This is a genomic window from Caballeronia udeis, assembly GCF_001544555.2.
In the GTDB taxonomy this organism is placed as follows: Bacteria; Pseudomonadota; Gammaproteobacteria; order Burkholderiales; family Burkholderiaceae; genus Caballeronia; species Caballeronia udeis.
Window position 1 is genome coordinate 1 of the sequence record NZ_FCOK02000015.1, and the last position, 24,983, is coordinate 24,983.

Annotated in this window: 23 protein-coding genes and 4 pseudogenes; 22 read left to right on the forward strand and 5 right to left on the reverse strand. The window is 57.6% G+C overall.

All coding sequences use genetic code 11. The annotated features are described in order from the left end of the window. Positions 1 to 257: 257 nt before the first annotated feature. Positions 258 to 1,109: pseudogene (locus tag AWB69_RS13145) on the forward strand (IS110 family RNA-guided transposase); the annotation flags it as partial. Between the two features lie 543 nt (positions 1,110 to 1,652). Here the strand turns inward: AWB69_RS13145 and AWB69_RS13150 are convergent. Continuing rightward, complete coding sequence (locus AWB69_RS13150; protein ID WP_062085351.1) at positions 1,653 to 2,555, reverse strand: LysR family transcriptional regulator; 903 nt, start codon at positions 2,553 to 2,555, stop codon at positions 1,653 to 1,655. A 111-nt stretch (positions 2,556 to 2,666) separates the two neighbouring features. Between AWB69_RS13150 and AWB69_RS13155 the strand changes: the two genes are divergently transcribed. The 7 genes from AWB69_RS13155 to maiA are packed head-to-tail and all read left to right on the forward strand — an operon-like array spanning position 2,667 to position 8,235. Continuing rightward, entirely contained in the window at positions 2,667 to 3,662 is a 996-nt protein-coding gene (locus AWB69_RS13155; RefSeq protein WP_062085352.1) for a 2Fe-2S iron-sulfur cluster-binding protein, read from the forward strand. 12 nt (positions 3,663 to 3,674) lie between these two features. Next, complete coding sequence (gene gtdA / locus AWB69_RS13160) at positions 3,675 to 4,718, forward strand: gentisate 1,2-dioxygenase (RefSeq protein WP_062085353.1); 1,044 nt, start codon at positions 3,675 to 3,677, stop codon at positions 4,716 to 4,718. Between the two features lie 22 nt (positions 4,719 to 4,740). After that, complete coding sequence (locus tag AWB69_RS13165; RefSeq protein ID WP_062085354.1) at positions 4,741 to 5,439, forward strand: fumarylacetoacetate hydrolase family protein; 699 nt, start codon at positions 4,741 to 4,743, stop codon at positions 5,437 to 5,439. 22 nt (positions 5,440 to 5,461) lie between these two features. Next, the gene (locus AWB69_RS13170; protein WP_062085355.1) at positions 5,462 to 6,718 is read left to right on the forward strand and encodes an aromatic ring-hydroxylating dioxygenase subunit alpha; all 1,257 of its coding nucleotides are present in this window, start codon (positions 5,462 to 5,464) and stop codon (positions 6,716 to 6,718) included. A 1-nt stretch (position 6,719) separates the two neighbouring features. Beyond that, positions 6,720 to 7,193: an aromatic-ring-hydroxylating dioxygenase subunit beta gene (locus AWB69_RS13175; RefSeq protein WP_062085356.1), complete on the forward strand. Its 474-nt coding sequence runs from the start codon at positions 6,720 to 6,722 to the stop codon at positions 7,191 to 7,193. Positions 7,194 to 7,200: 7 nt separating this feature from the next. Continuing rightward, positions 7,201 to 7,515: a non-heme iron oxygenase ferredoxin subunit gene (locus AWB69_RS13180; RefSeq protein WP_062085357.1), complete on the forward strand. Its 315-nt coding sequence runs from the start codon at positions 7,201 to 7,203 to the stop codon at positions 7,513 to 7,515. 18 nt (positions 7,516 to 7,533) lie between these two features. Continuing rightward, entirely contained in the window at positions 7,534 to 8,235 is a 702-nt protein-coding gene (gene maiA / locus AWB69_RS13185; RefSeq protein ID WP_062085358.1) for a maleylacetoacetate isomerase, read from the forward strand. A 97-nt stretch (positions 8,236 to 8,332) separates the two neighbouring features. On the opposite strand, the gene AWB69_RS13190 is transcribed toward maiA, so the two are convergent. After that, entirely contained in the window at positions 8,333 to 10,021 is a 1,689-nt protein-coding gene (locus tag AWB69_RS13190; protein WP_030101529.1) for a sigma-54-dependent Fis family transcriptional regulator, read from the reverse strand. A 572-nt stretch (positions 10,022 to 10,593) separates the two neighbouring features. Here AWB69_RS13190 and AWB69_RS13195 point away from each other — a divergent pair. The 14 genes and pseudogenes from AWB69_RS13195 (at position 10,594) to AWB69_RS13250 (ending at position 22,850) form a co-directional block, all read left to right on the forward strand. Further along, positions 10,594 to 11,697: a LysR family transcriptional regulator gene (locus AWB69_RS13195; RefSeq protein ID WP_184108351.1), complete on the forward strand. Its 1,104-nt coding sequence runs from the start codon at positions 10,594 to 10,596 to the stop codon at positions 11,695 to 11,697. A 51-nt stretch (positions 11,698 to 11,748) separates the two neighbouring features. Next, entirely contained in the window at positions 11,749 to 13,200 is a 1,452-nt protein-coding gene (locus tag AWB69_RS13200) for an aldehyde dehydrogenase (protein ID WP_062085360.1), read from the forward strand. A gap of 50 nt (positions 13,201 to 13,250) precedes the next feature. Then, the gene (locus AWB69_RS13205; RefSeq protein ID WP_030101532.1) at positions 13,251 to 14,243 is read left to right on the forward strand and encodes a dihydrodipicolinate synthase family protein; all 993 of its coding nucleotides are present in this window, start codon (positions 13,251 to 13,253) and stop codon (positions 14,241 to 14,243) included. A 97-nt stretch (positions 14,244 to 14,340) separates the two neighbouring features. Next, positions 14,341 to 14,601 carry a hypothetical protein gene (locus tag AWB69_RS13210; RefSeq protein WP_062085361.1) on the forward strand — a complete coding sequence of 87 codons (261 nt, stop codon included), beginning with the start codon at positions 14,341 to 14,343 and terminating at the stop codon, positions 14,599 to 14,601. 55 nt (positions 14,602 to 14,656) lie between these two features. Next, positions 14,657 to 15,484, forward strand: a complete 828-nt coding sequence (locus AWB69_RS13215; RefSeq protein WP_062085362.1) for a DODA-type extradiol aromatic ring-opening family dioxygenase — start codon at positions 14,657 to 14,659, stop codon at positions 15,482 to 15,484. 31 nt (positions 15,485 to 15,515) lie between these two features. After that, positions 15,516 to 16,106, forward strand: a complete 591-nt coding sequence (locus tag AWB69_RS13220; protein WP_062085363.1) for a 2-hydroxychromene-2-carboxylate isomerase — start codon at positions 15,516 to 15,518, stop codon at positions 16,104 to 16,106. 63 nt (positions 16,107 to 16,169) lie between these two features. Further along, complete coding sequence (locus tag AWB69_RS13225; RefSeq protein ID WP_156528833.1) at positions 16,170 to 17,522, forward strand: aromatic ring-hydroxylating dioxygenase subunit alpha; 1,353 nt, start codon at positions 16,170 to 16,172, stop codon at positions 17,520 to 17,522. 61 nt (positions 17,523 to 17,583) lie between these two features. Beyond that, complete coding sequence (locus tag AWB69_RS13230; RefSeq protein WP_062085364.1) at positions 17,584 to 18,171, forward strand: aromatic-ring-hydroxylating dioxygenase subunit beta; 588 nt, start codon at positions 17,584 to 17,586, stop codon at positions 18,169 to 18,171. 86 nt (positions 18,172 to 18,257) lie between these two features. Continuing rightward, positions 18,258 to 19,076 (forward strand): 3-(cis-5,6-dihydroxycyclohexa-1,3-dien-1-yl)propanoate dehydrogenase, encoded by an 819-nt coding sequence (gene hcaB, locus AWB69_RS13235; RefSeq protein ID WP_062085365.1) that lies wholly within the window; start codon positions 18,258 to 18,260, stop codon positions 19,074 to 19,076. 375 nt (positions 19,077 to 19,451) lie between these two features. After that, the gene (locus AWB69_RS47645; protein WP_156528834.1) at positions 19,452 to 19,739 is read left to right on the forward strand and encodes a hypothetical protein; all 288 of its coding nucleotides are present in this window, start codon (positions 19,452 to 19,454) and stop codon (positions 19,737 to 19,739) included. After that, the gene (locus tag AWB69_RS13240; protein ID WP_062085366.1) at positions 19,709 to 20,110 is read left to right on the forward strand and encodes a hypothetical protein; all 402 of its coding nucleotides are present in this window, start codon (positions 19,709 to 19,711) and stop codon (positions 20,108 to 20,110) included. Before AWB69_RS47645 ends, AWB69_RS13240 begins: the two co-directional genes overlap by 31 nt. A 200-nt stretch (positions 20,111 to 20,310) precedes the next feature. Then, positions 20,311 to 21,705: an OmpP1/FadL family transporter gene (locus AWB69_RS13245; protein WP_062085367.1), complete on the forward strand. Its 1,395-nt coding sequence runs from the start codon at positions 20,311 to 20,313 to the stop codon at positions 21,703 to 21,705. Positions 21,706 to 21,959: 254 nt separating this feature from the next. Next, positions 21,960 to 22,073, forward strand: a pseudogene (locus AWB69_RS49305) (2-hydroxy-6-oxo-2,4-heptadienoate hydrolase); the annotation flags it as partial. 42 nt (positions 22,074 to 22,115) lie between these two features. Further along, positions 22,116 to 22,850 carry an IS6 family transposase gene (locus AWB69_RS13250; protein WP_062085368.1) on the forward strand — a complete coding sequence of 245 codons (735 nt, stop codon included), beginning with the start codon at positions 22,116 to 22,118 and terminating at the stop codon, positions 22,848 to 22,850. Positions 22,851 to 22,901: 51 nt separating this feature from the next. Here AWB69_RS13250 and AWB69_RS45710 read toward each other — a convergent pair. The 3 genes and pseudogenes from AWB69_RS45710 to AWB69_RS13270 form a co-directional block, all read right to left on the reverse strand. Further along, a pseudogene (locus AWB69_RS45710) lies at positions 22,902 to 23,264 on the reverse strand (IS91 family transposase); the annotation flags it as partial. A gap of 15 nt (positions 23,265 to 23,279) precedes the next feature. Beyond that, positions 23,280 to 24,457 (reverse strand): annotated as a pseudogene (locus tag AWB69_RS13260) (IS3 family transposase). A gap of 208 nt (positions 24,458 to 24,665) precedes the next feature. Next, positions 24,666 to 24,968 (reverse strand): putative quinol monooxygenase, encoded by a 303-nt coding sequence (locus tag AWB69_RS13270; protein ID WP_007182542.1) that lies wholly within the window; start codon positions 24,966 to 24,968, stop codon positions 24,666 to 24,668. Positions 24,969 to 24,983 lie beyond the last annotated feature (15 nt).

A 24,983-nucleotide genomic window follows, 5' to 3' on the forward strand; every position in this document is an offset into this window, starting at 1 on the left:
GGTGCCCCAGAGCAAGCAACGCCGCTACCGCCCGACAGACCGCCTGTTGCAGTTTCTCGAGGGGCTGTGATTATGCAGGGCCAGGCGAGCCGGTACGATCGGTGACGGCTGCGAGGTTCACGGATTCGGACCCGTCGCGCGGCGCGGTGTGCACTGCGGTTCGTATCGGCACTTACACCGCGCACTTCAATTCCCTCAACGACGAACCATGCATAATCCCGAGGCGCCCATAATACGTGCTATAGAAATATTTCTATAGTACGTTCAACTGGTACTGGCTCGTTGACGGACTGACGGCTGCCGGCTTCGCCGTACATCTGGCCAATACCGCAGCGATCAAGCAGTACGAGGGCCTGAAGTATGCCGGCGACGAACGTGACGCGGTGTTCCTGGCTCACATCTTCCGTCTTGGACTGCTCCCTGAAGGCTATATCTACCCACCACAGGAGCGCGCGTTGCGCGATCTCGCCCGCAAGCGGCTGCAACTTGTGCAGCAACGAACGCTGCACATCCTGAGTATTGAGAGCCTGCTGGCCAGACAGATCAACCTGCGAATGAACGGCGAACACATCCAGCGAATGGACGATGCAGCGGTACACGCACTTGCGCTACCGCCGCATGTCGAGCGCGCGATGATGGCCAACATGGCGGTGCTGCGCACGTTGCGCAGCGAAATTACTGCGCTTGAGACGATCCTGCATCAGGAGGCACAGCTACGCCCCGAGTTCGAGACCCTGAAGAGCACGCCCGGCATCGGAAACGTGCTCGCTGTCACGATCATGCTTGAGACCGGCACCATCACGCGATTTGCCGACGTCGGCCACTTCAGTTCCTATTGCCGATGCGTTGACAGCAAGCGGATCTCGAACGGCAAGAAAAAGGGCGAAGGCAACGTCAAGAACGGCAACAAGTATCTCGCCTGGGCGTTCATCGAAGCCGCCGCAGTGGCGCTGCGTTGCTGCCCGCAGGCAAGACGCTTTTATGAACGCAAGAAGGCAAAGCGCTTGCCGGTTGTCGCGATGAAGGCACTCGCGCACAAGCTGGCGCGTGCGGCCTATTACATGATGCGTGACGGCAAACCCTTCGAGGTTAAACGATGCTTTAGCTAAGTTTGGCGGGGGGCCGAGAGCCCGGTAAATTTGTTGGCGTCAAACCATTGAGTTGATTGCGCCCGACCCCCGGCCATCCCGATGCAGCGAACCCTGAGACGCCCAGGCCATGAGCCGACAACAGTCTGGTGCCTGCGCGCGGGCAACCATGGAATTGACGTGTACTCCTTTGGACATTGGCCTGGCACCGACGATTTTCTGGAGCTCGAATGAGCCAGGGGCGACGGCCAGAACACCGGCACACGCCTTGATCCCGATGGGTGACTGGTGCGGATCAGTTCCGTAGCCAGACGATGAGAGACCGGACGCGTCATCAAGCTTCGCATCACCAGGATGGCTAAAACGATTCTACAACGCTGCAAGGCCTGACCCTTGAGGGGATAGATATATCCCTTTACTCCGGCCTTTCAATGGGTGAGAATATTATTGAGGCAACGGTGACAGTATTATTTGGTCTACGGCACGATCGGAATTTGGTGCGGTACCGCCGTGGCTGACTCACCACGCAGACTCACCACGCGGGAAGCCTTGCGTTCGGATACCCTATTCGGCGAAATGCTCGAAAATGAGCGACCGCAACCACCGATTTGCTGGGTCCCGGTGATAGCGCTTATGCCATAAGAGGTTGATTTGGATATTAGGCAGGCTGACCGGATGGGTAGCGTACTTTAGGCCGAAGAACGTGGCGCTTCGCTGGGCGAATTTTTCCGGCACGGTGGCAATGAGGTTCGTCTTCGACAGGATGTCCGCCACCGCGACAAAGTGTGGCACGTGCAGACGTACATTCCGCTGGATTCCAGATTGCGCCATGATGTCATCTATTCGCCCGTGTCCCGTGCCAGCCGACACTACGATGACATGTTCAGCCGAAGAGAAATCTTCCAAAGAGACGGACCCTCGATCAATGGGATGGCCCGCGCGGAACATGCAGACGTAACGCTGGGTGAAGAGTCTCTGCTGATAGAAGCTGGTGGTTAGCTTGGGCAGGTGACCAATTGCCAGGTCTACCCTGCCGGATTCCATTTCATCTTCGAGTCGTGAGCCAGCGTCGAAGACCGTGCTGATCGTCGCGGTCGGAGCCGCCTGGCTGAGCACTTCCATGAAGCCCGGCAGGAAATAAATCTCGCCGAGGTCCGTCATTGTTAATACAAAGTTACGGTCGCTGGTTTTGGGTTCAAAGGTTGACCGTCGATTGAGCGTGACGTGTATGGACGAGAGTGCGTAGGCGATAGGCTCAGCGAGTTCCTCCGCGACGGGAGTCGGCGCCATGCCTCTTGCCGTCCGCACGAAAAGCTCATCATCAAATAGTCGCCTGAGGCGATTCAACGCATTGCTAACCGCCGGCTGTGAGAGGCCGAGCGCGGTTGCGGCAGTTGACACTTTCCCGTCTTTGATCAACTGCTGGAAGACGACTAGCAGGTTGAGGTCAACGTCCTTCAGGTCCATAAGTGGAGCCTTTATTCACGCCATTGATAGTTGATATTGATGACCTTCTATTGGTGAATTATAGCGGGCAAGCCATGATGAAGCATCAACAATTCGAACTGCGGAGACGTGATGGAGCTACACATACTTCCTGCCGGAAAGACAGTAACTTTTGAGGAGGGCGCCAATCTCCTCGACGTGTTGCAGCGGAACGACGTATCTGTGTCCTACAGTTGCTCGGCAGGGCGGTGTGGTACCTGTCGCTGCAAAGTCATCAAAGGTCAGGTAATTCAGAATCAGAGCGCTAGCACGATGCCCCAGGCGTTGCTGTCTGACGATCATCCGCAGGTTCTCGCATGCCAGGCAACGCTGATCGAAAACTGCGTCATCGAGATTCCCGAACCGGATGAGATTGTCATTCACCCGGCCAAGATCCTGAAGGCAACCGTAGAGGAAATCGAGAACCTTACGCACGACATTAAACTCCTGCGGCTACGTCCGGCTAAATCGATTTCATTTTCGCCAGGACAATACGCTTCCTTGCAGTTTACGCCGGAACATGTTCGCCCCTATTCGATGGCGGGACTCGACAGCGACGAGTTATTGGAGTTTCACATTCGTCTAATGCCTGAGGGCCGAGTTAGCAGTTACGTTGCGCACTCGCTCCGTGTCGGAGACACGGTCCGGCTGAGTGGCCCACTTGGCACGTCGTATCTGCGTCGTAAACATGAAGGACCGATGCTCTGCGTCGCCGGAGGGACGGGCCTTGCTCCCGTGTTGTCCATCATTCGCGGCGCCTTGTCCACTGGCATGCGCAACCCCATACACCTCTATTTCGGAGCTCGGTCGGCCGAGGACGTCTATGGGCAGGAGCGTCTGGCTGATTTGGCAAAACGCTACCCAAATTTGCATGTGAACGTGACGGTTGCATCAGGTCTTACGGCTAACGGTCAGCGAAAGGGAGTTGTGACTGATGCGGTTTTCTCGGACTGGGAGGAGTTAGCCGGTTGGCGTGCTTATTTGTGCGGTGCACCGCCGATGGTAGAGGCGGCGACAGTGGCTTTGCGCGGCCGGGGACTGCGCCCCGAGCACATTCATGCAGATGCATTCTATACGACCGGAATATGACAGGAGGCGACCATGAGTGTTTCAGCCAATGAAGTGGCTAACGAGAGGCAGCGTTACTACGAGAAGATTGCAGAAAAGAGCATGACTCCGCTGTGGGAGGTCTTGCATTCGCTCGTCCCGCTTCACCCTGTATCCTCCATCCAGCCGCATCTCTGGCGCTACTCTGACTTAAGAGACGACCTGATGGAAGCCGGGCAATTGATTTCGGCGCAGGAGGCGGAGCGCCGCGTACTCATCCTCGAGAATCCCGGTGTTCGCGGGCAGTCCCGAATCACGCAGAGCATATACGCGGGCTTGCAACTCATCCTCCCCGGCGAAATCGCCCCTTCCCATCGGCACGCTCAATCAGCTTTGCGGCTCGTTCTCGACGGAGAGGGCGCATACACCACAGTCGACGGCGAGCGCACAACGATGCACCGTGGAGACTTCATCATTACGCCTTCCAACACGTGGCATGACCATGGGAACGAGGGCGATCAGCCTGTTGTCTGGCTCGATGGGTTGGACATCCCGCTGGTACAGTTTCTGGGCGCCGGATTCGCTGAGAAGAGCAGTCTCGAAACGCAAATCTCGACTCGGCCAGAGGGCGATGCGCTTTCGCGCTATGGGCGCAACATGCTTCCCGTGGACTTCCGGCAGTCGGCGTCCGAGCCAACGCGCTTGTTCGTCTACCCGTACGCGCAGACGAAGGACGCATTGCATGGGATAGCCGGAGGAGCCATCGATGCTCATTTCGGATACAAGCTGCGCTATGTAAATCCTGCCACCGGTGCCTCCCCAATGCCGACCATGGGCGCCTATGCGCAACTGTTGCCAATGGGTTTTGAGACGAAGGGATACCGTAGTACGGACGGTACCGTGTTCGGCTGTCTCGAAGGTTCCGGCATCGCGAAAATTGGCGATAACACGTTCTCCTTTAATGCTAACGACATCTTCGTGGTTCCCTCGTGGACCAACCTTCGCCTGCGTGCCGTAGACGAAGTTGTTCTCTTCAGTCTTTCGGATCGTCCAGTGCAAGAAGCACTCGGTCTGTGGCGCGAACAGCGACTTCAGTAACTCTCTCTAATATCAGGTTGCCATGCAATTCGTCTTCAACACCGCCCCAATTTACTCATTGGAGGTGGCAGGTGCATCAGAGCGTTTCCCGGTGAATCGCATTTTCTGCGTTGGCCGCAACTATGCGGCGCATGCACGCGAGATGGGCAAGGATCCAGATCGCGAACCGCCGTTCTTCTTCATGAAGCCGTCGAATGCGACTTTGCCGGCGGGCCGGATCGAGACGTCGATTCCCTATCCTCCGGAAACTCAAAACTTCCAACACGAGATTGAACTGGTGGTGGCGATTGGGAAAGGGGGGAAAAACATCGGCGTTGACGACGCACTGGAGCACGTCTATGGCTACGCGGTTGGTTTGGACATGACACGCCGGGACCTGCAGCTTGAAGCACGGGACAAAGGTCGGCCATGGGAATTCGGAAAGTCGTTTGCGAAGTCCGCCCCCATTGGTGCCATCGCGCGAGTCGCAGACGTGGGGCATTTGAGGCAAGGCGCCATCTCCTTAAAGGTGAACGGTGCGGTGCGGCAGGCATCCGACATCGCGAAGTTGATCTGGTCGGTACAGGAGAGCATTGCGCATCTTTCGCGCTACGAGACACTCGAGCCCGGAGATATCATCATGACCGGCACCCCCGAAGGCGTCGGTGCCGTCTTGCCGGGCGATGTGATGGAGGGCGCGGTCGCTGGGCTTGAGTCAATTGTCGTGCGTGTCGAAAGGTAATGCGCAAACAAGGAGACGAGACATGGAAATGCCAATCGTATTCAGCCCGAAACGGGTGTGGCGCGACGAAGGATCGAGCCGTATCCCATTCTGGGCATATACCGACGAAGCGCTGTACCAACGAGAACTCGAAAGACTCTTTTATTCGAAGCACTGGTGTTACGTTGGTCTGGAAGCGGAGATTCCGGATGTAGGCGACTTCAAACGTACCGTTATCGGCGAACGCTCTGTATTGCTGGTTCGAGACGAGAACGCAGGCGTCAACGTCATTGAGAATGTCTGTGCGCACCGCGGTATGCGATTCTGCCGCGAAAGGTCAGGAAACCGAAAGGATTTTCACTGTCCGTATCATCAATGGAACTACTCGCTGAAGGGCGATCTCCAGGGCGTTCCGTTTCGGCGTGGCGTTAAGCAAGATGGAAAGGTCAACGGTGGCATGCCACCGGATTTCAAGCTGGAGGAGCATGGCCTGACGAAGTTGAAAGTGGCGACGCGCAATGGTGTCGTGTTTGCGTCGTTCGATCATGACATCGAGCCGCTTGAAGATTTCCTGGGGCCGGCTATTCTCAGCTATTTTGACCGCTTGTTCGACGGCCGGGAACTGAAGATTCTCGGATACAGCCGGCAACGCATTCCAGGGAACTGGAAGCTAATGCAGGAGAACATTAAGGATCCGTATCACCCCGGTTTGCTGCACACATGGTTCGTCAACTTCGGCTTGTGGCGTGCCGACAATAAATCTCAACTGGTGATGGATGAGAAGTTCAGACACGCCGCAATGATTTCCACGCGCGGGTCGGGCGGCAAAGGAGATGTTACCTCCAATGTCACGAGCTTCAAGGAGCATATGACTCTCAATGACGATCGTTTTCTGGATGTGGTCCACGAGGAATGGTGGGGGGCGCCCACGGCAGTCCTGATGACGATTTTCCCGAGCGTCATCATCCAGCAACAGGTAAATTCTGTTTCGACACGTCATATTCAGCCAGACGGCCACGGTTCATTCGACTTCATCTGGACTCACTTCGGTTTTGCGAGCGACTCGGACGACATGACCCGACGCCGTTTGCGCCAGGCCAATCTGTTCGGACCAGCGGGCTTCGTGTCCGCGGATGACGGCGAAGTGATCGAGGGCTCGCAGGAGGGCTTTAAGCAGAAGCCTGAGCATCGAGCTATGGCCGAACTAGGTGGGCGAGATTGCGAGAACACGAATCACATGGTCAGCGAAACGTTGATTCGAGGAATGTACAACTATTGGCGCAGGGTAATGGAGGTGTGAGATGGTTGACTTCGATACGTACTATGGCATCGTCTCGCTCTATGCGCGCTATGCGGCTGTCCTGGATGCGAATGATTGGGGCAAATGGCCTGACTTCTTCACCGATGACTGCACGTACACATTGCAGCCCCGGGAGAATTTCGACGAAGGCTTTCCATTGGCGACGCTCGCCTTCGAGAGTAAAGGTATGCTCATGGACCGGGTTTTCGCGATTCGGGAGACGCTGTTTCACGACCCGTACTATCAGCGGCACGTGATCGGTGCGCCTGTCATCAAAGAGGTCGAGGAGGGCGCTGTTGTCTGCGAGGCCAATTATGTGGTCATGCGAACCAAACGGGATCAGTTAACCGAAGTGTTCAATGTGGGTCGGTACGTGGACAGAATCGTCACGGTGAACGATAGACCCGTATTCGCGTCGAAGTTGTGCGTCTTTGATAGCGAAATGATACCTAACTCGATTATCTACCCGGTTTGAGGTCACAATGAGCGGCAACTGGATTTTTGCGGCACAACGCGCTGTCGTGCCGGACGATGACGTGGTGGCGATTCAGGTGGAGGCGCGCGAACTTGCATTCTACGGTGTCGATGGGACTATCTACGCGACAGATAACATCTGCACGCACGGGCATGCCAGATTGTGTGACGGCTTCCTCGAAGGTCATGAAATTGAGTGTCCGTTGCATCAAGGGAAATTTGACGTTCGCACTGGCAATGCGTTGTGCGCGCCGTTGATTGAGGGCATTAAATCCTATCCGATCAAAGTGGAAGATGGAAAAGTCTTCGTTTTGATCGATTAGATTCTGCACCTCGCCTGTATGACTGATCTTATTGGCCAGTACGAACAATACGCCGAAGAATTCATCGTGAAACCTGTCTTCTACAATTACTTTCGAAGCTCCGCGTCGTACCGGGTGAGAATTGCGCTTTCCCTGAAGGGTATTCCATTCGATTACCTGCCAATCCATCTTAACCGGAATGGCGGCGAACAGTTCTCTCCAGAGTACCGGAACATAAACCCGCAATCACTAGTCCCAGTGTTTGCCGAGGGAAGCTTTGCGTTGAGCCAATCGCTTGCGATCATCGAGTATCTGGACGAGAAATTTCCTCAACCTCCGTTGTTGCCAGAGGCGATGCACGAGCGAGCACGCAGCAGGGAAATAGCATTGACCATTGCGTGCGATATTCATCCGCTCAACAATCTTCGGGTGCTGAAGGCACTCACCGGTGAATTCGGTCTTACGGAAGACGCGAAGCATCAATGGATAGCGCGCTGGATTGAGAGCGGCTTCGGTGGTGTCGAGACGTTGTTATCTCAATCGAACCTGCGGGGGCGGTTCTGTATCGGTGATTTTCCGACGCTCGCTGATTGTTGTCTCGTACCGCAGATTTTTAACGCCCGGCGTTTTGGCATTGACATGAGCCACTATCCGACGCTTGAAGCAATTGAGGCTGAGTGCATGAAGCTTGATGCTTTCAGAGCGGCGCATCCAGGCACGCAACCGGATTCGGAGGGATAGGGCGAATAGTCGAGATTTATTCCCGGGCGTGCAAGCCCGCTCCGAACGCGTTGCGGGACGCCGGACCGGCTGCTCAGAGGGTGATGGACGGGGGCGCTCAGCGCTCCGGCGCCGCGAGAGTGGCTGCCTGGCGCTTTCGAAGTCGATAGCGTAACTGTGGGCTGGTCATGCCCAACGCACGCGCGGCGCGGGCGAAGCTGCCACCGGAAAGGTTGACCGACTCCTGCAACACCAGCGTTTCAAGTTCCTCGAACGAGAGCCCCGAGTTCAAGACGTGCTCCACCAGTGACTGATGAGACGGATTGGCGACACTTGCCGATTCGAGCGCTCCTGTCCGGCCGATACCACTGCTGCCGGCCCGTGCGGATTCCAGCGGGGTGGAGAGGTGGACGGCTTCGATCCAGCCATCCTCGGGTGCGAGGATCATTGCGCGCTCCAGCATGTTTTCCAGCTCCCGGATGTTGCCAGGCCAGGTATAACGCTTGAGCAGGCGTAAAGCCATATCGGAAACGCCACGCACCGGTTTGTTGTGGACCACGGAGAAGCGCTCGACTAGCGTGTCGATCAGCGGCTGCAGATCGGCGAGGCGCTCGCGCAGTGGCGGGATGTGGATCGGAAACACGCACAGGCGATAGAACAGGTCCGCACGGAAGCGGCCATCCTTGACTGCCTGGGTGAGATCGATGTTGGTGGCGGCGACCACCCGCACGTTCACCTTGCGCACGCGCTCGTCGCCAAGCCGCTCGATTTCGCCTTCCTGAAGTGCTCGCAATAGCTTGGCCTGGGCGGCGAGCGGCATCTCGCCGATCTCGTCAAGAAACAGGGTGCCACCGTCGGCGCGCTCGAACTTGCCTGGGCGTGACGCCGTAGCCCCGGTATAGGCTCCCTTCTCGACACCGAACAGGTCGGATTCAATCAGCTCATGGGGGATCGCTGCGCAGTTGACCGCAACGAAGGGTTGATCGCGCCGCCGATTGAGTTGGTGCAGTGCGCGGGCAAAGCGTTCCTTGCCAACTCCCGTCTCGCCGAGCAGCAGCACCGTGACGTCGGTACCCGCCGCGCGGGCAATGAGGTCGCATGCTTGACGAAAACCCGCCGAGCGGCCAACCAGGCCCGGGAGGATGACGCCGCCATTGCGTGCGGCTGTGGGTTCCTCGCGGCGGGTCGAGGTTTTCGGAGCCTGTTCCGGCGTGAAGTAGCTCGCATAGTCCTCCACGTCCTCCCATTCCTCGGCAGGTTTGCCCACTAGCGTGCAATGGTCTGCACCGCAGGCGGCGCATTCGATTTCCTTCATCAACACCTGTCGACCAAGAAAGCCAGACGTATAGCCTGAGGCGTAGCCTGCCCGCATCCAGCACACCGGGTAGTCGGTCTGGCCGAACTCGCGCAGATGAGACTCCGCCTCCCACGAATTCTCGGAGCGAAACTCGCCATAAAAGCTGCCGCTCGGCACGTCCATCTCGACCCGCAGCGGAAACACACGTTCGCCCCCTTCGAGCATGAAAAGTTGGGGTCCGGCGATGTAAGCGTCGAGATCGTCGTCGTTCCTGCGTATCCTTCGGACGATCTCGGCGTCGCGCAAACCGGCTTCATACCCCATGCGGATGATGGTCCGGCGCGCATCGTCAATACCTACCGACAAGATCAGCTCGCGGCGCAGTCCTGCCATCGTGGCGACGTGAAGCAGCAGCATCCGGCTCTCCCCCAGCCAGATCAGACCGTCCTCTGTCGAGAAGCGGACCAGTCCGCGTAAGTCGTCATTCCCCGGGTATTCGATTTTCTTCATCAGGCGGCTCCTTTCGTCGGGTGTCGCGTATTGCGATCTCAGTACTGATGCGATGATTTGATCGCATGAGTGCTTCGACAAGCTCAAATGATCACATGCGCCGGGACGGGTTGCCAAGGGGAAGGTTGACTTAATACCTTGATTGGACTCGCTTTATTCTTAATCTGTGCGGCTGGCACGCATCTTGTGTAATGAATGTCGACAAAAGTCGGGCACCGCTTCTCCTTCCGGACAAGGGGTGCGATCGACCTGCCGACGGCGTCGTCGGCAGATACCCCAATAGGAGACAGACGATGACATCCACATCCAGCGCAGCAAGGTCTGTGAGCCGCTTGACTTCGACACCTTGCATAGGCTCTTTCGCGTGACCAGACGCCGCTCCGATGGCCTCTTCAGCATTTGGTTCGTCCGCGCGGGACGTGGGCAGCCTCAGTCGGCATTTCGGGTAATCAGCCCCCATTGCATCGACTGTTCAGCAGTCGGCGCGGCCCGGTTTTGTGTGCGGCGAAGTGATGTCAATCGATCGGTGAATCATGTCAAACCAAGTAGTACGCAATCTTCGTAGCGTCAACATGAATCTGCTCCCGGTTCTCGGGGAACTCTTGCGCTGCCCCAATGTGAGCCACGCGGCGAACCGACTTCATCTTACGCAATCGACCGTCAGCGGCTCGCTGAAGCAGTTGCGTCTACTGTTCGAGGACGATCTGCTGGTTCAGCGCGGGCGGGAGATGGTGCTCACCGAGAAGGCGAAAGAACTGCGGCCCGCGGTCGAGCGGCTTCTTGAGCAGGCCAGCCGACTGTTCTGCGCCGAGACTTTCGATCCAGCAACCGCAGCTAACTGCTTTCGCATCGCTACCGCCGACTACGTGTCAGCACTCGTTACCTCACGTCTTGGTCCCGTGCTTCAAGCCAATGCGCCGGGGGTCAGCATAACCCTTACGCCCACACCCGGTACCACCGCGAAGGATCTCCGGCTCGGTGTCGTCGATCTGATCATCTGTCCCAACCGACGGGAGAATTGGGAAGCGTGCGGGATCGCCGCGCACGACCCTGAGTTCTGCCACGAGGTGTTTATTCGCGATCGTCTGGTGGCGATTCAATCGGCGAACCGATCGTTGGCCGAACGGCCGCTGGCTTTGGCGGACTACCTCGCGCGGCCCCACGCTATGTATTGCCGGACCGACGGACAGCCGACGATCGAGCAGGAAACGCTCGCGCAGATGGGGCTCGTGCAGCGCATACAGTTCCTGGTGCCGTATTTCACGCTGCTTCCCCAATTGGTGGTCGACAGCCATCTGGTGGCGCTGATCCCGCTTTCTCTCGCCAACCACTACGCGCGGCTCTTTCCCCTCGACGTATTCGAACCGCCCGTTCCGTTCCCTTCGCTCGATCTGGTGATGATAGGCGCTTGCCACCGCGCCGATCGCGCCGACCTGTATTGGCTACGCAAGATCGTGCGCGATTCCGCATCCAGCTTCCTCGACATCGGGAACGAAGGCGGTTGCCTCGAGACGGCTTCCGCTTGCGCTCCAACGGATGTCGATGTCACGACCGCGGGAACTCCGCTTCTGCCACCTCGCGCGCTCGCACGCCCAGGTCATGGGGAAAACCGATACCGGGTATCGGAAGAGTCCGTTTCTCCGTCCAGCAGCGCTTTGATATCTTTTCCTCAATAACACCGGGCCATGCCGCCCGCCACGCGACGAACAAAGGAGACGCAGGACACCATGGACACCCAGCTCATCATCGACAACGCCGATGTGCCAGCAACAACAGCGGCGACCTTCGAACGCCGCAGCCCGACCACCGGCGAGCTGGTGACCCGCGCGGCTGCCGCCAGCGTGGCGGATGCCATTGCCGCGGCTGACTCTGCCGCTGCCGCCTACCGGTCGTGGTCCGCCACCGGGCCGACCGAACGGCGCCGCATCCTGCTCAAGGCGGCTGACCTGCTGGAAGCCCGCACGCCGGAATTCAGCCGCGTAATGGCGCTGGAAGTCGGCGCCTCGGACTTGTGGGCAGGCGTCAACGTGATGCTTGCCGCGAACCTCTTCCGTGAGGCCGCCGCTCTGACGACGCAGATCCAGGGCGAGACCATCCCTACTGACAAAGCAGGTGTGTTGTCGATGACCGTGCGTCAGCCAGTCGGCGTGATTCTCAGCATCGCGCCCTGGAACGGACCGGTCGTACTTGCTGCGCGGGCAATCGCTTATCCGCTGGTTTGCGGAAACACGGTTGTGTTTCGCGCTTCCGAGCTGAGCCCGAAGACCCACATGCTGATCGTCGATGTGCTGCGTGACGCGGGCCTGCCGCCGGGGGTGCTGAACGCAGTCACCAACGCGCCGCAGGATGCCCCGGAAGTGGTTGACGCCCTGATCGCTCACCCCGCGGTGCGGCGGATCAACTTTACCGGCTCCACCCGTGTCGGTCGCGTCATCGCCGAGAAGGCGGCTCGCCACCTCAAGCGCTGCCTGCTTGAACTCGGCGGCAAGGCGCCGCTGGTGGTGCTCGACGACGCGGACATCGACGAAGCGGTGAAGGCCGCGGTGTTCGGTGCCTTTCTCTACCAGGGGCAGATCTGCATGTCGACCGAACGCATCGTGGTCGACGAGAAGATCGCTGACACATTTGTCGCCAGGTTTGCCGCGCGGGCGCGCGAGTTGCCGGTAGGCGACCCCGCTACGCGCGGTGGCTGTGTTGTGGGACCGATGATCGTCCGTGAATCCGGTGATCGCATCAACGCGATGATCGACGACGCGATGAACCGGGGTGCCAAGGTGGTGGCTGGCGGGTTTGCTGACGGCGCGGTGATGCCGGCCACGATCGTCGACCGCGTTACTCCGGCCATGCGTATCTATGACGAGGAAACCTTCGGCCCGATCACCACCGTGGTGCGAGCGAAGGACGCGGATGATGCGGTGCGGATCGCCAACGACACTGCGTACGGACTGTCGTCCGCGGTGTTCGGCCGCGACGTGACACGAGCACTGAGCGTCGCGATGCGCATCGAGGCCGGCTCCTGCCACATCAACGGCTCCACCGTGCAGAACGAAGCCCAGGCGCCCTACGGCGGGACCAAGGCGAGCGGCTACGGACGCTTCGACGGGCGCGCGGTCATCGATGAGTTTACCGAACTAAAGTGGATCACGATCGAGCCCACACCGCAGTCCTACCCCTTCTGAATCTCGCGGCCGGCAACTGTCTTGATCCAATTCGAAAAATAGGCATACTAATGAGCAAACAACGCAAACAACGTCTCGGAACCGAAGACGTCAACGGGGCATGGGTCATCATGCCCACCCCAGCTAAACCGGAAGCCTCTGACTGGCGCGCCACCGACACGGTCGATCTGGATGAGACCGCCCGCATTGTCGAGGCGCTGATCGATTCCGGCGTGAACGGCATTCTTAGCCTGGGCACTTTCGGCGAATGTGCCACGCTGACCTGGGAGGAAAAGCAGGCTTTTATTGGCGCCGTCGTCGAGACTACGCGTGGCCGCGTGCCATTTTTCTGCGGTACCACTGCGCTCAACACGCGTGAGGTGGTCCGCCAGACGCGTGCCGCGCTGGACATCGGCGTCGACGGCACGATGCTCGGCGTACCAATGTGGTCCAGGATGGAAGTGCCTGCCGCTGTGCAGTTCTACCGCGACGTCGCGGAGGCCTGCCCCGAAGCCGCGATCGCGGTCTATGCAAACGCGGATGCGTTCAAGTTTGAATTCCCGCGCGCCTTTTGGGCCCAGGTAGCCCAGATTCCGCAGGTCGTCACCGCCAAGTATCTGGGCATCGGAATGCTGGACCTAGATCTCACGCTGGCACCGGGCATTCGCTTCCTGCCGCACGAGGACGACTACTATGCGGCCGCGCGCGTGGCGCCAGAGCGCGTGACCGCGTTTTGGTCCAGTGGTGCGATGTGCGGGCCGGCCACCGCTATTCGACTGCGCGACGAGGTGGCGAAGGCCAAGCAAACCGGGGATTGGCGTCTCGCCAAGGAACTTTCAGACGCGATGCGGCGTGCCGACGCCACGCTGTTTCCGCGCGGGGATTTCGCCGAATTCTCCAAATACAACATCGCCATCGAGAAGGAGCGCATGAACGCCGCTGGCTGGCTCAGAGCGGGGCCATGCCGACCTCCCTACCACATTGCGCCAGAAGAGTATCTGGATGGTGCACGCCAGTCGGGCAGGGCATGGGCCGAATTGCATCAGCAATATTCAGATCTGTAATGTAATTAGGTAAACTAAATTATGTGAAAATTTTGAGAACAGCACCGACTGCCGGTAACCGGGGTACGGCGGCTAACTGAAAAAAATGGAGATGAGGATGAGCATCTACACCGTAGAACGCGTGCTGTGGGATCTGCATGCCCAGCCCGATCTCGCCAGCCGCTTCCGCGCGGAGCCGGAGGGGGTGCTCGACGGGTACACGCTGGAAGGGGACGAGCGCGGGCTGGTTATGTCGTTGGATGTGCGTGCGATGGCTGATCGCGGCGCCAGCCAGATGCTGTTGTTCGTTGCCTGGATGGCGTTGCAGGGACCCGGCACTACGCCGGAATACATGCGGCGGATGAACACTCGTCTTTAAAGACGGGGATGAATAACCGGGTGGTCCAGAGAGACCATCAACAAGGAGAGACAAGATGGCGAAAATCGTAGGGGGATTCATGATGCCCCACGACCCACTGATCCCCGCGACGCCTACTGCGCCACCCGCAGCGCAGCGCGAGATTTGCATGCACGCTTACGCAATCATTGTCGAGCGCCTGCGTGCACTACAGGTCGACACTGTAGTGGTGATCGCGGATGACCACTACACCCTGAACGGGCCGTACTGCATCCCGATGGCGATGATCGGCATCGGTGACATCGAGGGTCCTTACGAGTCGTGGCTGGGGATTCCGCGCGCCCAGATCGAAAACAACAGGCCGCTGGCACATCACATCATGCAGTACGGCCTCGAGTACGGCATCGATTGGGCGGTTTCGAAGTCGCTCGTTCTCGATCACTCGGCGACCGTACCGATCCACTACGCGGCGCGTCCGGTGAAGGGGATGCGAGCGATTCCGGTTTATCTCAATACTGGAATCGAACCGTTTATCACCAGCTGGCGCGCTCACGAGATTGGACGTGTGATCGGCGACGCGGTCGCCAACTGGCAGGGCGACGAACGGGTGGCGATTTACGGTACCGGCGGTCTCAGCCATTGGCCAGGCATGGCCGAAATGGGGGCAATCAATGAGGAGTGGGATCGCAAGATCATGAAACTGGTGGCGCAAGGCGACGTAGAGTCCCTGATCGCCCTCAGCGATGAAGAGATCTTACGCGACGGTGGCAATGGCGGAATTGAGATCAAGAACTGGATTTGCGCGATGGGGGCGCTCGGCGCCTGTCGGGGTGAAGTGATCGCGTACGAGCCGGTGGCCGAGTGGGTATGCGGCTGCGGTTATATGGAAATGAAGGTGGCGTGAGGTCCTGTTGTGTCTCGATGGAGAGTGTGTCATGACGATCGATTTCTTCTTTGATTTTCTCAGCCCGTATGCCTACCTGGCCCGCCATCGGTTGGCCGAGGTCGCGGCGCTGCACGGTTGTGCAATCGCGTATAAACCGATTGACCTGGCGCGTGCCAAGCTGGCCATCGGCAACACCGGTCCAGCAAACCGCGACATGCCAGTCAAGCTGGCATATGTCGTGGAGGATCTTAAGCGCTGGGCCGCGCGCTATCGGATTCCAATCGAATTCATCAAGAACTTCAACACAAAGCGAATGAACGTCGGCACGTTCTATGCCGAAGCAAGGGGGCAGCAGGCCGACTACGTCCGACAGGCATACCACCTGGCGTGGGGCGAAGGAGGCGCGCCGGACGACGACGCGGCGTTGCGCTCGATCGCCGTGTCAATGGGGTGGGACGCAGCCGACTTCTTGCGATTTCTCGACTCGTCGAAGGCCGAGACGGCCTACAACGAATCAACTTTAGAGGCGATCTCTGCCGGCGTCTTTGGCGTTCCGACGATGGCTGTCGGTCGGGACATGTGGTGGGGTAACGACCGCATCGATTTTCTTGAAACCCATCTGGGTCGCATTGCCAGGTAGATAACGTAATTTTTTGGAAAAGCCGGATTTACTTGATGGATCATAAACATAGGAGGATGACAAATGGATACCACTCATACAATTAACTTCATCGACGTTGAGCATGGACGTCAAAGTCATAAAATCTATCAGGACCAGACATTATTCGAGCTGGAGTGTGAGCGCATCTTCGCGCGCTGCTGGCTTTTTTTGACGCATGAATGCGCCATTCCCAATTACGGCGATTTCGTGACCACGCGCATGGGAACGGATGAGGTGATTGTGATGCGGCAGAAGGATAACTCGATTAAAGCCTTTCTCAACGTTTGCAGGCATCGCGGTGCGCGGCTATGCGCAGTCGAAGCGGGTAACGCGCGGGGCTTCGCCTGCAATTATCATGGCTGGGCGTATGGGGCAGATGGATCGCTTCTAAGTGTTCCATTTGAGAATGAAATTTATCAAAAGCGTCTGGATAAATGCAAAAACGGTCTGCATGAAATTGGCAAGGTGGAGTCCTACCATGGATTCGTTTACGGCTGCTTCGATACAGATGCGCCCAATCTAAAGGAATATCTGGGCGATTTTGCATGGTATCTCGATCTGTGGATGGAAGCCGGCGGCGGCATCGAACTCGTCGGGCCGCCTGCCCGCTGCTTTATCGAAGCCAATTGGAAAGCGCCGTCAGAGAATTTTGTCGGTGACGCCTATCATGTCGGCTGGACACATGCATCCGCGCTCAGATCTGGTCAGTCCGGGTTCGCCGGCATGGCAGGGAATAATGTGCTTCCGCCAGCAGGCGCCGGTCTGCAAGTTACCACACAGCACGGTCACGGGATCGGTGCGCTATATGACGTCTATGCGGGCGTCCACGACAACGAGTTATCCGAAGAGCTGATGGCATGGGGCGTGGCCAAAGAGCAGGTTCTTAAAGACAAAATTGGCCCGATACGTGCCCGGCTTTATCGGTCACATTTGAATGGAACCATCTTCCCCAATACCAGTTTCCTCACAGGATCGGGCGTATTCAAGGTTTGGCAGCCACACGGGCCAAAAAAGACCGAGGTATTGACGTGGGCCATGGTCGAAAAAGACATGCCTCCGGACATGAAAGAGAGAATTTCAAGGTCGGTGCAAAGGACGTTTGGGATCGCCGGTTATTGGGAAACGGAAGACAATGACAACATGGAGTCGGAAACCCATATGGGGCGAGGTTTCATGGCTGGCAAGAAAATGTTGAATTCCCAAATGGGGATCAGCGGGGACCGTCAGGATCCGGATTATCCTGGTATCGTCGGTGATTCTGCTGTCGGAGAGACGTCGTATCGCGGCTACTACCGCTTTTACAACGCCCTCATCCAATCCTCAAATTGGGAAGAGGTCAATGCGCGTAGCAATGACTGGGTGAATGAACTGATTACCGCGAGGCCCGAAAAATAAGGTCCGGTCCTTAGCGGCCTTGCAAATCATCGAAATAAACAGACCCTGGAAATAAAGAGCGATGGAAACGAATCAAGCAACTATGGAAACGACTCAAGCGCCGGTGAAAGCGGATCTGGCGAATGAGTATCCGGAACGTTATGTCAGTGAGGATCTTCGCAGAGAGGTCGAACGGTTTTTGTTCCGGGAAGCCCGGCTGATGGATACCGAGCGGTTTCGCGAATGGCATCAACAGATGCTGGATCCGGACATACGTTACGTTGTAACCAGTACCCAGCTTCGTTCCAGAAGAGAACGCCGGTATGCCCAACCTGACAAGGTTTTCATTTATGACGATGACCACAGACAGCTAGGCATTCGCGTGAACCAGTATTATGACCCCCAGCATTGGCGCATCGATCCCCCCGAAAAATACTGCCACACCGTTACCAACATCGAGGCGTTCGAGAGCGAGCGGGAGGACCAGATTAACGTCCGCAGCAATTGTTTGATTGTTCGTGCGCGGCGGTCCTATGAAGTGGATCAATTTTTCTACACACGAGAGGATGTGGTGCGAAGGAGTTCGGCGGGCACGTTGCGCTTGCTCAGTCGCGTAATTGACTATCCAGAGCGTTGTGTTCAAGGCCGAAATATGCTGATTTTTCTGTGAGGAGATGTTACGCGATCGGCGTGCAATGCATGCGGCACGCCGGGAATAAAATTAGTATGCCGAATTATTGTGGGAGGGGGGAGGTCATGGGCTGGTTGAATAATACTGTCACAATCATTACCGGCGGCGGTTCGGGACTTGGAAAAGCGTTGGTTGAGCGCTTCATCAACGAAGGGGGGCGGGTGGGCGTCCTTGAACGAAGTGGCGAGAGGGCGGCCGAGCTTGCGCGGGAGTTCGGAGACGCGGTCGAAGTTGTGGTCGGAGACGTGACCCTCTATGAGGACAACGTCCTGGTGGTGGAGAAAACTGTCGCGCGGTTTGGCCGGTTGGACAATTTCGTTGGTAACGCGGGGGTCTTTGATTTTTTCCAGACGTTGCCTCAAATGGACGCGGGCAGTATTTCGCGAGCCTTTGATGAATTGTTTGCAGTTAATGTCAAGGCAGCGCTGCTCGGCGCCAAGGCTGCGTTGGCCGAACTCGTCAAGAGTCAAGGGAGCCTGATTTTCACGGTATCGAATGCCGGGTTCTATCCTGGGGGCGGTGGACCGCTCTACACGGCATCGAAACACGCATTAGTTGGGTTGATTCGAGAGCTGGCTCACGAATTGGCGCCCAAAGTACGCGTGAACGGTGTTGCGCCAGGCGGTATGCGCACCAATCTCGGCGGACTAAGTGCGACCGGCACCTCTGCGCAGACGCTGAACCAGGTTGACAGTCTGGAGGAGATGCTCGTCGAAAATACGCCACTTCGTATGGCCCCTGTTCCCGCCGATTATTGTGGGCCATATGTACTGCTTGCATCACGTGAAAACTCAGGTCCGATGACCGGCGTGGTTATCAATACGGATGGTGGATTTGGTGTGCGCGGCATCATGAAAGTGTGCGGCGGAGACGATTTGCACTGAGTGCCGTGAAAGATTCCCAGACTCAGGGGCGTTGTCTGCGCGGTGCGGATTAGCCTGCGCGAGACGGGCTTTGGGCACCACCTCGAGTAGGAAATTGCCGTCTCAGAGGACCTTATGTGACGCCATGCGCCGGTTAGCTTGGCGTGCGACAAAGGGTCAATCTATGACAGGCGCGCTGTCATCAGGAACCGGAGCGACAAGGGGGATCTGACCAGGGCGGATCCAAATCGTTACAGAGGCCCGGAAGTATTCTGGCCGACAATGCAGCATATGTCCTTCGTGCTACCCTGAAAAACAGAAGACGTAGATCTTTTACAAAATTTAGGTATACGAAAGTTTCTAGATAAAACATAAAATTCTTCGGAGACAGCAAAAGTGACTTTTTTTAAGGAATTCATGGCAGTGAGAGGTAAAGCAGCCATCGGTCTTGCGCTGTTCGCCAGCCTGGCCACGACTGCCCAGGCGCAAAGCGTTGCAGCACGGTCGGACGACGATCAATGGTGGGTGCGGGCCGGTCCAGCATGGGTAGCCTTTGACGAAAAGGCAGAACTCAAGCTTGCAGGTAATACTGTCCCCGGTGCAGAAGCGGACGTAAAGACAATGCCGCCTTTCTCGCCGAACTCGGGTATCGATTGTTTCCGAACAGTCCCGTCCGCGACCTGACCTCGATCGCCGCTGAGCGCGCGCAGGTAACTGCAGATCTGGCCACGGCCAAGACGCAGAAATGCACAGCACGCTGCACCTCGTTGTCGTTGCGCCGCGTCTCCCTGTCGTCCCGTCTGGACGCGTTGAACGTCGCGTTCGATGAAGCCCGGCGCCCCGAGCAAGCAGCCGACCGACTGAACGCCGCGCGGGATCATCAGGCCACGTTGCGCGCTGAGGCAATCAACGACCCGGTTACCGATCGCGTTGCCCAGCTGCTCGGCACGTCGACGGGCCACGTGGACCTAACTTTCGGCATCGCATTCGGAGCGATGATGGAGTTTGCTGCATGCCTCGGCTGGCTTCCACCTTCGGGTGAATCAAGGCTTTGACGTCAGAACAAGGCGTGATCACTCCCGCTGCGTATTTTTCCCATACTTTCGAGCTGACGTCAGTAGATAAGGCGTTCTCTTTGTTTGATGAGAAGAAGGACGGCGTATCGAAAGTTCTGATTCGACCGTGAAGTAGTCCAACGCAGAGTGATTAGACTGCCGAGCGCTCGACACACAAAAAAATCCGACAGGAGACAAAGATGAAAAGCAACAACGTTTTTGCGGCTGTAAGGGGCTTGATGGGACTGTCGGTCGCGTTATCGACGATGACTAATGCCAACGCGACTGACGTTTTTAATCTCGAAGGCTATGGTCCGATCTCCCGTGCGATGGGGGGCACCGGGGTCGCCTACAATGTGGGAACGGCAGCAATGATGGAAAACCCCGCAACTCTGGGTTTGATGGAAGAAGGAAGTTATTTTGAACTGGGTGCTGACGTAATTAACCCGGATATCAGAGCTATCGATAAAAACACGGGCGAATCTGTTTTATCCAAAAATCATGGAAACAACAATGGTCCGTACTTTGCTCCTGAATTAGCGTACGTCTACCGCCACAAAGACTACGCATTTGGAATTGGCGCGTTTGCCGGAGGGGGCCTGGGTACTCAATTCGGTGGAAGTAGTTTTCTCTCGCGAACCACAACCAACGATATTGATACGGGACTCGATAATTTCTCGAGATTGCTAGTGCTTCGTATTCCTTTTTCAATCGCTTATAAAGTCACTGATAAATTGACGCTGGGCGGCTCGGTTGAAGCGGTATGGACGTCACTAAATTTGGGACTACTGCTCGACACGTCGCAGATTGGCAATCTCGCGTCCCAGGGTCGAATTAACGGATCGCTGGTTCCGACACTATTGGGCGTACCCGGACTATCTGGCGGTTATTTTAACTTCTCTCACAGTGGCATCGTCGGAGGCGGAGCAAGCGCTTGGGGCATCGGAGGCAAGCTGGGCTTGACCTATCAAATTGCACCGGACACCCGGCTCGGAGTTGCTTATAATTTCAAGGCGGATGTTGGGGATCTGTCTGGCGGCGCCAATCTGACAGCAGTGAGTTCAGTTGCCGGGAACATTCCATTGAGCGGCCGCATCGTCGTCCGAGATTTTCAGATGCCAGCGCAATTGTCGATCGGAATTAATCATAAATTCAGCGACCAGCTTTCGGTTTCCCTAGAGTATCAGCGTGTCTTTTGGGCCGATGCCTTCAAAAACATAAATGTTGGTTTTGTACAAAACGGAACCGGAGCTAACCTTAACGTACTGCTTCCCCAAAATTATCGAGATATCAACGTCTTCGCGCTTGGTGCAGAATACCGTTATAACGATAAGTGGACCTTCCGCGGGGGTGCCCAATATGCTCAGGAAGCTATACCAAATAACACGCTCTTAACTATAGCACCAGCAATACCCACGACGCATCTTAGCGGCGGCGTCTCTTATGCCTTTAATAAAGATAACGTTCTCGCTTTTGCAATGTCAGTAGGATTGCAGAAGACAGTGTCTAACGATAGCCAACCGAATACCGCAGTTCCGATTAAAGTAACGCACTCTCAGGTGAATTTGCTGCTGAACTATCAACGACGGTTTTAGATCGCAAGTTATTTTACGCAGATACTGTTCGGTTCCTCTAAGCAGCGTATCAACCGTCATTAATTACAATTTTATTTAATGGAGAATGCCGGTGCACTGAAACCGTGAGCGGTAGTTCGATGACTGAGATTGATCAGGTCGCAGCAATGCAGATGAGAATATCTTTGGCAATAAGTCGAGAAGCTTTTGTTGGGAATTTTGGTCCGAAAGCTGTGGCGCGATTTTTAACAAATAGGTATGCTGAAAGGAGTTCTATGTCTGAGTCAGTAGAGATTGCGAACAATATTAATGCAGACGGCATTAATACCAACTACCACGACTGCGGCTCTGGAGTGCCCGTCCTCTTGATTCACGGATCAGGCCCGGGCGGGCGTTGTCAGGTTGTTGTGTCAGTCACGTAAGATGGCGGGATGAAGAAATCGAAATCGCTCTATCACGGTCACCGTTTTCCAGCCGGAGTCATCAGTTGCGCTGTGCGCTGGTATTTCCGCTTTCAGTTGAGCTTGCGCGACATCGAGGAACTGCTCTTCGAGCGTGGGGTGATCGTGACATACGAGACGATCCGATGCTGGTGCGACAAGTTTGGCAAGGGCTTTGCTCACCGGGTGAAAGCCGCGCGGCGCAAGCCGGGTAGCACGTGGCACCTCGACGAGATGTTCGTCACCCTGCGTGGCGAACCGTATCTGCTGTGGCGTGCGGTCGACGAGCATGGCGCCGAACTCGACATCCTGGTGCAAAAGCGGCGCGACAAGGCTGCCGCCAAACGCTTCTTCAAGCGTGTGCTGCGTTCGAGCCCGGTGCCGCGCAAGATCGTCACCGATCAATTGCGCAGCTATCCGGCGGCAAAAGCCGAGATCCCGAAGCTTGCGAACGTGAAGCATGTGTTCGTCAAAGCGGCAGCTCGGCTGAACAACCGCGCGGAGAATAGCCACCAACCGACACGCGAGCGCGAGCGGCGCATGCGCGGCTTTCGCGACCCTAACCGCACACAGAAATTTCTCTCGTGCTTCGGGCCGATCCGACAACATTTCGCGCTCAAGCGGCATCTGCTGCGTGCTTCACTCTATCGCAAACAACTCGCAGCTCGGTTCGTTGCATGGCGCGACTTCGCCGAACTCGCCCAAAATCCGTCGACTGCTTTCTGACCAGTAGTCGTATCTGCCGCCGTGCCGTCTCACTCTCGGTAAGTTGACAAAGCCGTTGGCGAGCCACCCGTAGCTGCGGATGCGCTTGAAGCCGGCGGGCAGCACGTGCAGCAGGAAGCGGCGGATGAACTCGTCGGCCGTGAGCGTCATGGTCCTGTGTCGGGCTTCATGCCGGTAGTCCTTCCAGCGGAACTGCACGACGTGTCCGTCGAAGCTCAGCAGCCGGTTGTTCGAGATGGCGACGCGATGGGTGTAGCGGCCCAGGTAGTCGAGCACCGGGGCGGCGCCACCAAACGGTGGCTTCGCGTAGACGACCCACTCCGCGTGAGCGGCGGGCGCAAGCCACGCGGCGAACGCTCGCGGATCGCGCAGCGGCTCGAGCTGGCCATGGAAGCGCAGTGACCCTGCCTCGTTTCCACGTACACCAAGTCATGCAGCCAAACGAGCGTTCTCCCAGGTCACTGGGGGCAGGAAGCCGTTGGCCGAGTGCAGGCGCTGGCGGTTGTACCAGCCCTCGATCCAATCGACTATGTCCAGCCTGGCCTGCGCTCGCGTGTCGTAGCGTACCTGATGGATGCGCTCGACCTTCAGCGTCTTGAAGAAGCTCTCCATCGGCGCGTTGTCCCAGGCATTGGCCTTCCTGCTCATGGACATCGTGATGCCCAGCTCGGCGGCCAGTGCCCGGTAGCGCCCGCCGGCATACTGCGACCCGCGGTCGGTGTGGACCAGCACCCCTTGGCAGGTTTGCGCAGCCACCATGCCGAGTTCAAAGCGGAGCACACCAGCGTGGCGTCGATGGTCTCGGACATCGACCAGCCGACGATGCGCCGACTGGCCAGGTCCAGCACGGCGGCCAGGTACAGCCAGCCCTCGCCGGTGGGCACGTACGTGATGTCCGCCACCCACGCCTGGTCGCTCTGCCAACTATCAAAGCGCCGATCCAGCAGATTCGGCGCCACCGGCAAACGGTACGCCGAGTCGGTGGTCGTCACGAACGGCTTTCTGTACACCGGGCGCAGGCCCTGGCGCCGCAGGCTCTTTCGCACTCGCTCGGCGCTGACGACCTCTCCCTGCTGGCGCAGCTTGTGAACGATCCGAGGGCGGCCATAGCTTCGACGGCTGGCATCGTGGATGGCCGCCACCTTGGCGTCCAGAGCCTGGTTGGCCAGCGTGTTGGGACTGGGCGGGCGCACGCGCCATTGGCAGTAGCCGCTGCGAGACACCTGCAGCACGCGGCAAAGCCGACTGACGGTGTATTGGTCGCGATGCTCGTCGATCCAGGCGTACTTCATCGCGACCCCCTGGCGAAGTACGCCGTCGCTTTTCGAAGGACTTCCACATCCAGCTTCGCGTCGGCCAGTTCTCTGCGCAGGCGGCTGTTCTCCGCCTCCAGTTCACACACCGGGCGGCGCGCAGGCGCCTCGGTGGGCGGCACAGCCGCGCCACTGCCGCCGGTCGCTGCGACACCTCGCCTGGACCAGTTGCCCAACGTTGCCACCGGCACGCCCAAGCGACGTGCCGTGTCCGCCGACTGACGCCGCGAGTCTGACGGCCTCAGCCTTGAATTCCTGTGTGTACTGCCGCTTGGGCAGCTTGCCTTCTTTCATTTCGATTCTCCGTACCTCTGATGTTATCAACTTCTTGCTGTACGTGAAATCGAGGCAGGGTCAGGTGTGGGTGGGCAGGTTTGAATCTGCCCTTTTCTTGCCGGAGAATCCATAGATTGCAAGAATGACAGCAAGGAGGTTGGGATCGCTGCGTAGGGCCGTGTGACCCCATCCTGCAGCGTGACCTGATTGGGTCAAGGCCGGGTTGTCATGCAGGCAGTTTGGCTGCAAGCAGTTCGACCTTCTCGATATTGGGCGGAGAACTGAGCAAGGTCGCGGCGTTGGCCATCAAGGCCGCGGCGATCTGGCCGTTCAGATGTGCTTGGCGACCTGCCTCATCGGCAAAGGCATCGAACACACCGAACGTCGAAGGGCCAAACTTCAATGCGAACCAGGCAGTGGTGCCGGACTCGGCGTTGGCGAGCGGCAGTGCGCTGGCCAGGAAGTCGGCAAGCGCAGCCTCCTGGCCGGGTTTGGCTTCGAGGCGAACAAACAGGGCGAGCTTGGTCATACTGTAATCCTTTGG